The organism is Collinsella aerofaciens (genome assembly GCF_902501475.1).
In the GTDB taxonomy this organism is placed as follows: domain Bacteria; phylum Actinomycetota; class Coriobacteriia; order Coriobacteriales; family Coriobacteriaceae; genus Collinsella; species Collinsella aerofaciens_AL.
Map to the genome: position 1 here is coordinate 17608 of NZ_CABWIF010000017.1, position 12982 is coordinate 30589.

Genomic DNA, 12982 nt, shown 5'->3' on the forward strand with positions numbered 1-12982 from the left:
TCTACTCCTCCACGGCCTGCGTGCCGGCGGCACGGGCCAAATCATCGATTGCCAGAGGGTCGGCGCCCAGGGCGCGATGACGGCCATCGAGCGCGGGATCGCCCGCCTGCTCCACGGCCAGCGACTCGCCGGTACGCATATACCACGCGGCGCGACGACCCCAGACCAGCGCCTCGAGCAGGCTGTTTGAAGCAAGGCGGTTCTTGCCGTGAACGCCGTTGCAGGCCGTCTCGCCCGCGGCGTAGAGCTCGGGCATCGAGGTGCGGCCGTCCTTGTCGACCCACACGCCGCCCATAAAGTAGTGCTGCGTCGGCGTAACGGGAATGGGCTCATCCAGGATGTCGCGACCGTCCTCCAGGCAGCGCGCGCGGATGTTGGCGAAGTGCCCGGTCACCACGTCGCGCTCGACGGGGGCAAAGCTCAGCCACTCGTGCTCGGTGTCATCCTGCTTCATCTGCTCGCGGATGGCGGCGGCGACAACGTCGCGCGGCTGCAACTCGTCGGTAAAACGCTCGCCGGCGGCGTTGAGCAAAATCGCGCCCTCGCCGCGGCAGCTCTCGCTGATCAGGAACGTGCGACCCGGCTGCGGCGAGAACAGACCCGTGGGATGGATCTGCACGTAGTCCAGGTGCTCCATCTTAATGCCATGCTCCTGAGCGATGTAGCAGGCGTCGCCCGTGAGCTGCGGGTAGTTAGTCGAGTGGTCGTAGACGCCGCCAATGCCGCCCGTCGCCCACAGCGTGTGGCGGGCATGGATCTTAAACGGCTTACCGGCATGCACGCCCTCAGCGGCATTTGCCAGCTCGTCGGCGGGGCGAACCGAGTTGTCCTCGTCCACGGCTACGGCGACGACGCCGGTGCACACCGTGGCGTCATCGCGCTCGGCGGTCAGGATGTCGGTCATGGCCACGTGCTCCAAAATCTGCACGTTGTCCAGCTTGCGAACGGCCTGGAGCAGCTTGGTCGTGATCTCCTTGCCCGTAATGTCGGCATGGAAGGCAATGCGCGGACGGCTGTGCGCGCCCTCGCGGGTAAAATTGAGGCTGCCGTCGGCCTTGCGCTCAAAATCCACGCCCATCGCTAGCAGGTCGTTGATGACCGAGCGGCTCGAGCGAATCATGATGTCGACGCTCTCGCGGCGGTTCTCGTAGTGGCCGGCGTGCATGGTGTCCTCAAAGAAGGCATCGTAGTCCGAGCCTTCGGGCAGCACGCAGATGCCGCCCTGCGCGAGCATCGAATCGCACTCATCGACCGCGCCCTTGGAGAGCATGATCACGCGCGTGCTCGTCGGCAGATTGAGGGCCGCGTACAGACCCGCCACGCCGCAGCCGGCAATGACGACGTCGCACTCCATATCGGGGTATTGCTTGGTTTCCACAGGAATCCTCTCCCTTGAATGTGACATAAGGGACCGTCCCTCATGCAACATTGTTCTAGCGTGCTGCGTACTCGAGCATACGGTCGAGCGTGAGCTTGGCCTGGTCTGCTGCCTCGTCCGAGACGCCGATCTGCACCTCGCCCTCGCCCGTCTCCAGGCAGCGCACGAGCTTTTCGAGCGTGATGAGGTCCATGTTGACGCAGGTGGGCTGCACCGCGGGGAAATAGAACTTCTTGCCGGTGCCCTGGCAGCGGCGCTCGAGCTCGTAGAGCACGCCGCGGACCGTCACGATAATGAACTCGCTCGCGTCGGACTCCTCGGCATACTTGATGATGCCGGCGGTGGAGCCGATGTAGTCGGCCTCGGCCAGAACGTCGGCCTTGCACTCAGGATGCGCCAGCACGAGCGCGTCGGGGTGGGCCTCCGTCGCGTCGACGATCTGCTCGACGGTGATGATGTGATGGCGTGGGCAGTAGCCGTTGTTGAGGATGACGTGCTTTTGCGGCACCTGCTCGGCTACGAAGCGTCCCAGGTTTTGGTCGGGAATGAACAGGATATGCTGCTGCGGCAGCTCGGACACAATCTTAACGGCGTTGGAACTGGTGACGCACACGTCGCTCCAGCTCTTGATCTCGACCGTGGAGTTGACGTAGCACACCACGGCCAGGTCGTCGCCGTACTCGGCGCGCGCCGCGTCAACCGTCTCGCGCTTGACCATGTGCGCCATGGGACAGTCTGCGCCCGGCTCGGGCAGCAGCACGGTCTTAGTGGGATTGAGCAGCTTGGCGCTCTCGCCCATAAACTCCACGCCGCACAACACGATGGTCTGCTGCGGCAGGCTCTTGGCGAGCTTTGCCAGGTAGAAGCTATCGCCGACGTAATCGGCAACGGCTTGGACCTCGGGCGCCACGTAATAGTGCGCCAGGATCACCGCGTCACGTTGGGTTTTTAGTTGCTGAATGGCCTCGACGAGCTCTGCGGGCACCAGTGCCGCACGCTCCGTTGCCGTCGTTGCCGATGCCAAGCCGGCCGCGATATCGCGTGCAAGCTCCGACGCATCCATGTTCGCGCTCTGTGCCATCAAGGCCCCTCTCTTTTGGCGAATCTTGGGGCTTTAGTATGACACCTAGGTTTACAGCTGACAAGACAGCTGTAAACCTAGGTGTAAAGTTGAAATATAGATTCAATCATGTGGCAGGTCCATATTCGAACTGGCAAGCTGAGGATAGCTGAGCTCTCGATGGCGCAGGAGGCATCTTTCGCCACCGCAATACCGCTTGGCGCGAGTTGCACGCCGTGGGGCGCAAACGGTCCGCACCCCCGCAAGCGGCGCGTACCCGATGTGGCAAAATCGAACTACTTAAGGGGGCCGAATGCTCAAGATTATTGCCTGCGACGATGATGTCGCTTTTCTAGATAGACTGCACCGGATGATCGACCGTTGGTCGACCGAGACGGGCACGGCGGTCGATGTTGCGCTCGTCACACGCGGCGAGGACCTGCTGGCCCGCCATGCCGCATCGCGCGCCGACATCATTCTGCTCGACATGATCATGCCGCTCGTCAACGGCATGGACACCGCACGCGAACTGCGCCAGGCCGACACCGCCGTGCGCCTGGTGTTCCTCACCTCGTCGCCCGAGTTCGCGCTGGAATCCTACGAGGTCCGCGCCTTCGACTATCTGCTCAAGCCAGTGACTTACGAACGCCTGGCGCAGTTACTCGACGAGCTTTCGAGCATGCGCCCGGCGGCAACCGACGAGCTCGTGATCAAAACTTCCTTTGGCTACCACGCCCTGCGCCTGTCCGACATCGAATATGCCGAGGCGCGCAACAAGCACGTGGTCTTCCACCTGCGCGACGGACGCGATATCGAGGCACTCGAGTCGTTCCGCAGCGTCGAGGACCGCTTGGAGCAAAACGCGGTCTTCTTTAAATGCCACCGCAGCTACCAGGTCAACCTGCGCAATATCGATCACTTTGACCGCACGGACATCGTCATGCGCTCGGGCGCGTGCATCCCGCTTTCGCGCAGTTGCAAGCAGGGATTCCAAGACGCCTACTTTGCGGTGCGCTTTGAGGGTGGGAGACACTGATGGTCTCCTCGGTCGAAATGGTCCTTTGGGCAATCCACCACGCCACGACGCTGCTCTTTGGCGTCTTTGCCTCGGCGGCGCTGTGCGGTGTCGAGATCAACCGGCGTCATGCGCTTGAACTGGTGTTGGTCGGCATCGTGACCGGCTCTGCCTTTTCGATCGCCAATGTCGTTGGCGGCGAACTATTTGCCCGACAGGTTTATCCACTTGCCGTGCACCTGCCGCTTATCGTCTACCTGTGTGCGCGCTACCGCCTGAGCCCGCTGCTTGCCGCGCTCGGCATTACGAGTGCTTATCTGAGCTGCCAGTTCAGCAATTGGATGGGCATCGCCGCCTTTGCCGCAACCGATTCGCAGATCGCGTACTATCTGGCGCGCATCGCGACCACACTCGCCGTCTTTGCCGTCCTGTTGCATTGGGCCGGCGACATCGGTCCACGCTTGGCGATTAAAAGCACCACCGAGCTGGGCATCCTTTTAATCCTGCCGCTCGTCTATTACGTCTTTGACTATGCCACCAACGTCTACACCACGCTGTTCCACTCGGGCTCGGTGGTAACGGTTGAGTTTTTGGCATTTGCGCTCTGTGCCTTCTATCTTATGTTTCTTGCCGTTTACCTGCGCGAATACGAAGAAAAGGAAACCGCCGAGCGAGAGCGCTGGATGCTCGAAACCCGCGACAGCGCCGCCATCAAAGAGCTCGAGGCTTGGCGTCAATCTGGGCGCGAGCTGTCGATTCTTCGCCACGATATGCGCCACTTCCTACGCGGCCTGGCCGCTTTAATTGAGGAGGGCCACACCGACGAGGCGCTCAAACGCATCGATGAACTCTGCGAAGCCGGCGATCGCACCGCCGTACGCCGCTTCTGCGCCAACGAGACCGTAAACATCGCGCTTTCGTCATTTAACTCGGATATCAATAGAAACGGCATTACCGCCAACCTGCGCGCCGCCGTACCCGAAACCATCCACGTAGGTGACGCCGACCTGTTTAGCGTGCTCTCAAATGCCTTGGAAAACGCTATCACCGCCGCGAGCGCCGCGCCCCAGGGAAAGCGATTCGTCGACTTTGACCTGCGATTAGAGGACGGCCAGCTGCTGCTGTTAGTTTCCAACACGTTTGACCGCGCGCCGCGCATGGTCGACGGCATGCCCGTGACCCGGCATGCGGGCCACGGCTTTGGCACCAAGAGCATCAAACTTGCCGTGGAGCGCATGAACGGCAACTGTCAGTTCCGCATTAACGGCGATCGGTTTGAGCTGCGCGCCGTGATGTAGGGGCTGCCGCCAGCCTCGCTACAGCGGAGCGGCTGCCGGGGTCAGCTGCTTGATGTATGCCCACATGCGCTGCTTGGCGGCTTTGTCAGTGAGTGCCGCCTCAAAGCCGTCGAGCGCGAGCACGCGGCGGCCCTGCACATGGGCGACCAAGCCGGGCTTGAGCATAGCGGTATCGAAGTCGTCGATTGCCACAAGCATGTCGGCATAGGTCTCGCGCATGGTATCGGCCGCGCGATCGTCCAGCAGCAAGACCGCCTCGGGGTCCAAGGCCTCGAGCGCCTCGCGGAACAGCTCGCACGGTAGGCCCTCGCCTGTCGCGACCGCCCCGTCACCCACGCCGGCGACGCTTGCCAGCACGCAAAAATCCTCGGGCGCGTAGCCGATGGCCCCAAGCGCCTTGCGCAACGCCGCGCCATCCGGGCCGGCGGCAAGCTCGCCACCCGAACGCTCGGCCTCGTCCAAATCGCCTTTGACCAGCACGATCGGCGAGCACGCGTTGCCCGCAATACGCACGCCACGGACCGCGAGCGATGCGAGCTCCTGCTCGGTCGCCTGGGCGATGGCTTCTTTTTTCTGGCTTTGTGACGTGGGCATGCGCTCTCCAATCGTTTGCGTGCCCACCATTATATAAAAGAGCCGCCCGCGAGTGGTTGCTTTGCGGGCGGCTGGGTATAAGCACGGTCGTACTGAGTTTTACGCGGCCGAGCCGCGTCGCATTATGGAGGTCACCATGGCTGACATTAATCAGATTACCCCCGAGAACTTCGATTCCATCGTTAACGACAGCCTGCCCGTGCTGGTCGATTTTTGGGCACCGTGGTGCGGGCCCTGTCGATCCCTCTCGCCCATCGTTGACGAGGTTGCCGATGAGCTGGCGGGCAAGCTTGCCGTTGCCAAATGCAACGTCGACGACAACCAGGACCTGGCCATGAAGTATGGCGTCATGAGCATCCCCACGCTGATTGTGTTTAAGAACGGCGAGGAGATTGACCGCTCGGTTGGCGCTCTGCCCAAGGCGAGGCTGCAGGCGCTGCTGGAGAAGCATCTGTAATACGCTTGTTACATGTTGCCGTCTGCCTGCCGTCCATGAGCGCTTTTACGCCGCTCGCCGGACTTCTGAATGCACCGAGTGCAACCACGGATAGTATGGTAGTCACAAACAGCCCCCAGTGAACGGGTGCGGGTCGCACAGACTCGTACCCGTTTTCTTATGCAGCTGCGCGCAGAGCGGGCGTAGTAAAATCTGAACCACTGAACTGCCCCATACAAAAGGAGATTTCCCATGCATGATGTTGGAATGAACATGAGCCAGCTTGCCATGAGCGTCAAGCAGGTCGACGACACCATCGAGCTCGCTCACGAGTGGAGCCATCAGCTGCTGCATGCGACCGAGAATTTTGACATGGAGCGCATCGGCGCCAAGCTCGAGGCCGCCATGGCCGCGCTCCACGAGGCGCATGACGCGCTCGAGGGCTACGAGGAAGCCATCGAGGCCGACCACAACTCCGTCGGCTCCGTGAAGCTGGTGTAAGGTGGCCGAACACGAGCACTGTTGCGAGTACGAGCACGAGCATCCGCACGGGGCGGACGGTGACGCGGGCTGCCACTGTAGTGGCTCCGGCTCCGAGCTGGTCCGTTTTTCGGTTACCGCACCCGACGACCTGCTGCGCCGTTTTGACGAGCAGATCGCGCGCCGCGGCGACGTGGCCAACCGCTCCGAGGCCGTGCGCGATTTGATTCGCGCCTCGATCGCCAAAGAGCAGATGCGCACGCCCGATGAGCACGTTATCGGGTCGCTCACCATGATCTACGACCATCACACCGGCGATCTGACGCGCCGCCTGGACGAGGTGCAGCACGACTACACCGACGAGATCGTATCGACGATGCACGTGCATTTGGATCACCACAACTGCTTGGAAATCCTGGCACTCAAGGGTCGCGGCGAGCGCGTCTACGAACTAGCCGACCGCCTGCTGGGCCTGCGCGGCGTTAAGCACGGCGAGCTCACGTGCGCCGCCACCAAGCAGAGCCTGGGGCTGTAGCGGGATTTCCCGCAGCGCACCTGCCAAATAGGGACAGGTTTGTTTTGGCAGGTTTAGAAGTTTTACCTACCAAAATAAACCTGTCCCTTTTTGGTCGGTTTTGATGAGGGGTGTCGCATGCGGCATGTGCATATTCATGTGACGGGCATTGTGCAGGGCGTTGGCATGCGACCGTTTGTGTATCGCGAGGCCATGGCACATGGCATTTGTGGATGGGTGCTCAATGCGGGCGACGGCGTGCATATCGAGGCGCACGCTTTGGCCGATGCGCTCGATGCTTTTGTTGCCGCGCTTTCTGAGCATGCGCCTGCGGCAGCTCGCGTTGAGCGAGTCGATATTGCGGATTTGGAGCCTGGCGGCTGGAGCGCTGCCGATGAGCAGGGCTTTCACATTGTGGCGTCGCAGGACCAGACCGCGCACACGACGCTCGTCTCGCCCGATATCGCCACCTGTGACGATTGCCTGCGCGAGTTGTTCGATCCCGCCGACCGACGCTATCACTACCCCTTTATCAACTGCACTAACTGCGGCCCACGCTTTACCATCATCCGATCGCTGCCTTATGACCGAGCGGCCACGTCGATGGATTGTTTTCCCATGTGTCCCAAGTGCGCTGCGGAGTATGTCGACCCACTCGACCGGCGTTTTCACGCGCAGCCCGATGCCTGCTTTGATTGCGGGCCGCATATTACGTGGCGCGAGGCTGTAAACGGCAATGCGTGCGGGAATTCGTCCGCGACACCGGCCGTCGGCACCACACGCGAGGCCAGCGACGCTATCATCGAGCGCTGCGTTGAGCTGCTGGCCAGCGGTGGCATCGTCGCCATCAAGGGCCTGGGCGGATTCCATCTAGCCTGTGACGCTGCCAACGAGCAGGCGGTGGCCGAGTTGCGCCGTCGCAAACGCCGCAGCAACAAACCACTTGCCGTCATGGTACGTAGTCTTGCTGATACCGAGCGCCTGTGTCATATCGACGATGCTGAACGCGATCTGCTCGCCGGCAGTATCCGCCCCATCGTGCTGCTGCGCCGGCGCACTGTTAGCGAGGACAACGACGGTTCCCCCGACATCCTCGCCCTCGCGCCATCTGTCGCGCACGACCTGCCCGAGCTCGGCGTCATGCTCCCCTATACGCCGCTTCAACATCTGTTGCTTGCCGCGGCAGAAGTCTGCGGTATGCACGCGCTCGTCATGACCAGCGGAAACCTGAGCGAAGAACCCATCGAGACCGACGACGACCTTGCCTGGGAACACCTCGTTGCCGCCGGCATCGCCGACGCGTTGCTCGGTAACGACCGCGCGATTCTCTCGCGCTATGACGATTCCGTGGTGCGCATGGTCGACGGCGCCGTTATGCCCGTGCGCCGCGCTCGGGGATATGCACCCCAGCCGCTGCCGTTGCCGGCGCTCGACGGCGCTCCGTCCTGCGTGCTCGCCTGCGGGCCACAACAAAAGGCCACGATTGCGCTCACACGTGAAGGGACGAACGGCGAGGCGCCCTGTTTTGTGTCGCAGCATATCGGCGATGTTGAAAACGGCGGGACCTTCGATGCCTGGAACGCCGCGCGCACGCGCTTGGAAGATCTCTTTGATTTGGCGCCCGCCGCCTTGGCCTGCGATGTACACCCCAGCTATCTATCGGGCCAGTGGGCGCGCGAGCAGGCGCGAAAATGCAATCTGCCGCTCGTCGAGGTGCAGCACCATCATGCGCATATCGCGAGCGTAATGGCCGAGGCCATCGCCGCGGGCCAGCTTACAACCGACGCGCGCGTCCTTGGCATCGCCTTTGACGGCACCGGCGCCGGCACCGATGGGACCATTTGGGGCGGCGAGTTTCTTGTTGCCAGCCTTGGCGGCTTTGAACGCGCCGCGCATTTGCGCACCTGGGCGCTCCCCGGCGGGGCGGCCTCCGTGCGCGACGCCCGCCGCAACGCCTTTGCCCTGCTCAGTGAGCTCGGCCTGCTCGAGCACCCAGGTGCCGCTCGGCTTTTGGACAGCCTCGACGAACAAACGCGCAGCGTGACAGCCACCATGATCGAGCGCGGCATCAACAGCCCGCGTACCAGCAGCATGGGGCGTCTCTTTGATGCCGCGGCAGCAATTCTGGGCATCTGCGACAAGGCAACCTACGAGGGCGAACCCGCCATAGAACTCGAAGCCGCCGCCTGGCGCGCGCTCGACAACGAAATCGCCCATTTTCCCGACGACAACGCCGGCTATTTCGCATCTGGCCCATCGTGGCTGGACGGCCCCTATGTTCTGGACCAGAAAGCGCTCTTTGAGGCACTTTTGGGAGGAATTGAAGCCGGAGCGCCCGCCGACAGGCTCGCACTCGATTTCCATGTCGCCGTCGCGCGCTCCTCGGCGCGCATCGCCAGCGATATCTGCGTGCACGAGGGCATCGACACCGTCGCGCTCTCGGGCGGCGTGTTCATGAACCGACTTCTGCTTCAGCTTCTCACCCGCGAGCTCAAAAGCGCAGGCTTTACTGTCCTTGTCCCCCACACCGTACCCGTCAATGACGGCTGCATCGCCTACGGTCAGGCAGCAGTCGCACGCACTCGCCTCGTACAGGTCGCGCCACAATAGGCTGTTCGGCCAGCCCGCAAGCCGCCGTCTCACAGGTGTAGCGCGTTTGCCCGCAGCGCCCGCGAGCGCTACCATCAACTGATGGATTATTGAGCGCCCGTCCAGCGCAAAGCGTATAAAAGGGGAACAATATGTGCCTTGCCGTTCCCGGTAAAGTAGTCAAACGCGACGACGACCTCAAGGCCACCGTCGACATGATGGGCATCGAGCGCCCCGTGTCGCTGCGACTCGTGCCGACGGCGCAGGTTGGCGACTATATTCTCGTACACGCCGGCTTTGGCATCCAGATTGTCGACGAGCAGGAAGCACAGGAAACGCTCGAGCTTGTTAATGCCATGTCCGAGCTGGTCGAAGAAGACCAGCTGACCACCAACCCGGCGGAGGCTTACTAGTGGCGCCCGAGCAGCCGGCGCGCTCCGGTATCGATTTCTCGGCATTCCGCGATCCCAAGCTGGCTCGCGAGCTCATCGAGCGCATTCATGAGCTTGTCGGCGACCGCACCATCAACCTTATGGAAGTCTGCGGCACGCATACCGTGAGCATCGGGCGCTATGGCTTTCGCTCCATTATGCCGGCCGGGCTCAAGCTGCTGAGCGGCCCGGGCTGCCCCGTCTGCGTCACCGCCAACCGCGACATCGACCACGCAATCGCGCTCGCCAACATAGACGGCGCCATCATCACCACCTTTGGCGACATGATGCGCGTGCCCGGATCATCCACCTCGCTCGCTGCGCAAAAGGCGGCGGGGCGCGATATCCGTATCGTCTATTCCCCGCTCGACGCGCTCGACATTGCCGAGCAAAACCCTGATCGCCCGGTCATTTTTATGGGCGTGGGCTTTGAGACTACGACGCCCACCATCGCCGCCGCCATCTTGGAGGCCGAGGCGCGCGGGCTTTTGAACTTCTCGGTCTATTGCGCCCACAAGGCCACGCCGCCGGCGTTGCGCGCCATCGCCAACGACCCCGAGACCACCATCGACGGCTTTATCCTGCCGGGCCACGTCGCCACCATCACGGGCTTGGCCCCCTTTGGCTTTTTGGTCGACGAGTTTAAGACTCCAGGCGTGGTAACGGGATTTGAGCCGGTCGACATCTTGCAGGGTATCTGCATGCTGGTCCAGATGGTTGTTGAGGGGCAGCCCGCGATTGACAACGCCTACCGCCGTGGCGTCAACGCAGACGGCAATCCCGTGGCGCGCCAGCTGGTCGAGCAGGTGTTTGAGCCGTGCGATACCACATGGCGCGGGCTGGGGCTGATTGCCAACTCGGGCCTTTCCATCCGCCCCGAGTTCTCGCGCTTTGATGCCCGCGCTCGCTTTGACGTGCCCGTTGAGGCGACGGTCGAGCCGCGCGGGTGCCGCTGCGGCGACGTGCTGCGCGGGGCCATTGCGCCGAGCAGCTGCCCGCTCTTTGGCCGCACCTGCACGCCCGAGCACCCCGTCGGCCCGTGCATGGTGAGCTCCGAGGGCAGCTGCGCGGCGTACTACCGCTACCGCGACTAGCCCGGGCACACCCGCACACCGGCACCACCCACGATTGGAGTTTTCGATATGTCCCATAGCGTTACCGATAGCACCGTCCTGCTGGGCCACGGCTCCGGCGGCCAGATGATGAAACGCATCATCGATGAGGTCTTTTTGGATGCCTTTGGGTCGCCCGAGCTGCTCGAAGGCAACGATGCCGGCGTCGCCGCGCTGCCCGCGAGCGGGCGCATCGCCATGTCGACCGACAGCTTTGTAGTCTCGCCGCAGTTCTTCCCCGGTGGCAACATCGGCCGCCTCGCCGTGTGCGGAACCGTCAACGACGTCGCGACCTCGGGCGCCAACGTGCGCTACCTGTCGTGCGGCTTTATCCTCGAAGAGGGCTATCCCATGGATAGGCTCCGCCAGATTGTGCAGACGATGGCCGAGACGGCGCACGAGGCGGGCGTGTCCATAATCACGGGCGACACCAAGGTGGTCGAGCGCGGCGGGGCCGACGGCGTCTATATCAATACCGCCGGCGTGGGCGAGGTGCCTGCGGGCGTGGCGCTCAGCGGCGCAAACTGCCAGCCCGGCGATGTCATCCTGGTCTCGGGTACACTGGGCGACCACGGCATCGCTATCATGAGCCAACGCGAGGGTCTGGCGTTTTCGAGCACCATCGAAAGCGACGCCGCGCCGCTCAACCACCTGATTGCCGATGTGCTTTCCGCAGCACCCGACACACGCTGCTTCCGCGACCCCACGCGCGGTGGCCTGGCCTCGACGCTCAACGAGTTTGCGCAGGCCAGCGGCGTTGCCATGGAGATCGACGAGGATGCCGTGCCCGTGCGTCCCGACGTGCAGGCCGCCTGCGAGATGCTCGGCTACGATGTGCTGCAGGTGGCAAACGAGGGCAAGATGGTTGCCGTCGTGCCGGCCGAGCAAGCCGATGCCGCGCTGAGCGCCATGCGCGCCGCCCGCTACGGCGAGAATGCCGCCATCATCGGCCGCGTGCTGCCACTTGCCGAGGGCGCCCATCCCGCCGTGCGCGTGCGCACCGGCTGGGGCTCGACCCGCATCCTCGACATGCTCGTAGGAGAGCAGCTGCCGAGAATTTGCTAACGACAAAGGCTCAGGGCTATTAAAGATATTCAGATTCCAAACATGCCCGGCACGCATGCCCAGTATCATGGGGTGCGTTTTACAACTCAAGCGGCAGGAGCACCCATGGCAGCAGCTTTTTCCCATGTGATCTTTGACCTGGACGGCACCATCCTCAACACGCTCGAGGACCTGGCGGCCGCCGGCAACCATACCTGCGAGGCGCACGGCTGGCCCACGTTTGCCGTTGACGAGTACCGCTACAAGGTGGGAAACGGCATGCTCAAGCTGGTTGAGCGCTTTATGCCTGCCGAGTATGCGGGCGACAGCCGTATGTTTGAGCAAACGCTTGCCGAGTTTAGGGCTTACTACGGCGAGCACAAGGAGGACCACACCGCCCCCTATGCCGGTACGATCGAGATGCTCGACCGCCTGCGCGCCGCGGGCGTGCAGCTTGCCGTGCTCACTAACAAGGACCACGTCTCGGCGGCTCCGCTTATCGAGAAGTATTTTGGTTCCGAGCGCTTTGCGCTGGTGCAGGGCCGCATCGATGCGTTTCCCCCCAAGCCCGAGGCGCCTGTTACGCTGCATGTGATGGAAGAGCTAGGCGCCGATCCGGCGACCACGCTCTATGTGGGCGATTCCAATGTCGATGTTCTGACCGGTCACAACGCCGGCCTTAAGAGCGCGGGCGTCAGCTGGGGCTTCCGCGGCCGTGCAGAGCTGGAGGCCGCCAGCGCCGACTACGTGGTGGACACCCAGGCAGAGCTCGCGGCGCTGATCCTGGGCGAGTAACGAGCGACACTGCTTAACGCAGCTGCGACAATTCTTCCGCGCGGAAAGCGCATCCCGTTTTGGAGCGGGACTGCGGACGATTTCCTGGACCGCTAAATCGCGGCCATCCTGGAGTGGGAAGGATAAACTGGACTTTCTTTTAAGGATCCTCAAGCGTATTGCCGCTCGTATTCCACTGGAGACATGTAGCCCAGGGTGGAATGCATGCGCACCCTATTGTAATAGAGCTCTATGTA

Annotated in this window: 14 protein-coding genes; 10 read left to right on the forward strand and 4 right to left on the reverse strand. The window is 62.7% G+C overall.

All coding sequences use genetic code 11. The annotated features are described in order from the left end of the window. Position 1: 1 nt before the first annotated feature. Both GDJ93_RS10125 and nadA read right to left on the reverse strand, forming a co-directional pair. Entirely contained in the window at positions 2-1405 is a 1404-nt protein-coding gene (locus GDJ93_RS10125) for an FAD-binding protein (RefSeq protein ID WP_192923956.1), read from the reverse strand. A gap of 28 nt (positions 1406-1433) precedes the next feature. Then, positions 1434-2459, reverse strand: a complete 1026-nt coding sequence (gene nadA / locus GDJ93_RS04775) for a quinolinate synthase NadA (protein ID WP_117583639.1) — start codon at positions 2457-2459, stop codon at positions 1434-1436. 292 nt (positions 2460-2751) lie between these two features. Here nadA and GDJ93_RS04780 point away from each other — a divergent pair, with 292 nt between their 5' ends. After that, positions 2752-3474 (forward strand): LytR/AlgR family response regulator transcription factor, encoded by a 723-nt coding sequence (locus GDJ93_RS04780; RefSeq protein ID WP_022093993.1) that lies wholly within the window; start codon positions 2752-2754, stop codon positions 3472-3474. Continuing rightward, positions 3474-4751 (forward strand): sensor histidine kinase, encoded by a 1278-nt coding sequence (locus tag GDJ93_RS04785; protein ID WP_152067938.1) that lies wholly within the window; start codon positions 3474-3476, stop codon positions 4749-4751. Before GDJ93_RS04780 ends, GDJ93_RS04785 begins: the two co-directional genes overlap by 1 nt. Before the next feature lie 18 nt (positions 4752-4769). On the opposite strand, the gene GDJ93_RS04790 is transcribed toward GDJ93_RS04785, so the two are convergent. Next, on the reverse strand, positions 4770-5345 hold the full coding sequence (locus GDJ93_RS04790; protein ID WP_152067939.1) for a hypothetical protein: 576 nt from the start codon (positions 5343-5345) through the stop codon (positions 4770-4772). A 136-nt stretch (positions 5346-5481) separates the two neighbouring features. Here GDJ93_RS04790 and trxA point away from each other — a divergent pair, with 136 nt between their 5' ends. From trxA to GDJ93_RS04830, 8 genes are all read left to right on the forward strand, one after another. After that, on the forward strand, positions 5482-5802 hold the full coding sequence (gene trxA, locus GDJ93_RS04795) for a thioredoxin (protein ID WP_022093990.1): 321 nt from the start codon (positions 5482-5484) through the stop codon (positions 5800-5802). 231 nt (positions 5803-6033) lie between these two features. Further along, positions 6034-6282: a hypothetical protein gene (locus GDJ93_RS04800; RefSeq protein WP_006235225.1), complete on the forward strand. Its 249-nt coding sequence runs from the start codon at positions 6034-6036 to the stop codon at positions 6280-6282. 1 nt (position 6283) lies between these two features. After that, on the forward strand, positions 6284-6796 hold the full coding sequence (gene nikR, locus GDJ93_RS04805; RefSeq protein WP_226812468.1) for a nickel-responsive transcriptional regulator NikR: 513 nt from the start codon (positions 6284-6286) through the stop codon (positions 6794-6796). A 117-nt stretch (positions 6797-6913) separates the two neighbouring features. Continuing rightward, positions 6914-9385, forward strand: coding sequence for a carbamoyltransferase HypF (hypF, locus tag GDJ93_RS04810; protein ID WP_152067940.1), 2472 nt, complete (start codon positions 6914-6916; stop codon positions 9383-9385). Between the two features lie 131 nt (positions 9386-9516). Beyond that, positions 9517-9777: a HypC/HybG/HupF family hydrogenase formation chaperone gene (locus GDJ93_RS04815; RefSeq protein WP_055310039.1), complete on the forward strand. Its 261-nt coding sequence runs from the start codon at positions 9517-9519 to the stop codon at positions 9775-9777. Then, positions 9777-10889 (forward strand): hydrogenase formation protein HypD, encoded by a 1113-nt coding sequence (gene hypD / locus GDJ93_RS04820; RefSeq protein ID WP_226812470.1) that lies wholly within the window; start codon positions 9777-9779, stop codon positions 10887-10889. Before GDJ93_RS04815 ends, hypD begins: the two co-directional genes overlap by 1 nt. A gap of 48 nt (positions 10890-10937) precedes the next feature. Further along, positions 10938-11972, forward strand: a complete 1035-nt coding sequence (hypE, locus tag GDJ93_RS04825; protein ID WP_035136616.1) for a hydrogenase expression/formation protein HypE — start codon at positions 10938-10940, stop codon at positions 11970-11972. Positions 11973-12077: 105 nt separating this feature from the next. Further along, positions 12078-12746 (forward strand): HAD family hydrolase, encoded by a 669-nt coding sequence (locus GDJ93_RS04830; RefSeq protein WP_152067941.1) that lies wholly within the window; start codon positions 12078-12080, stop codon positions 12744-12746. Between the two features lie 149 nt (positions 12747-12895). Here GDJ93_RS04830 and GDJ93_RS10285 read toward each other — a convergent pair whose 3' ends face one another. Beyond that, positions 12896-12979, reverse strand: a complete 84-nt coding sequence (locus GDJ93_RS10285; protein WP_226812472.1) for an IS3 family transposase — start codon at positions 12977-12979, stop codon at positions 12896-12898. Positions 12980-12982: the final 3 nt, after the last annotated feature.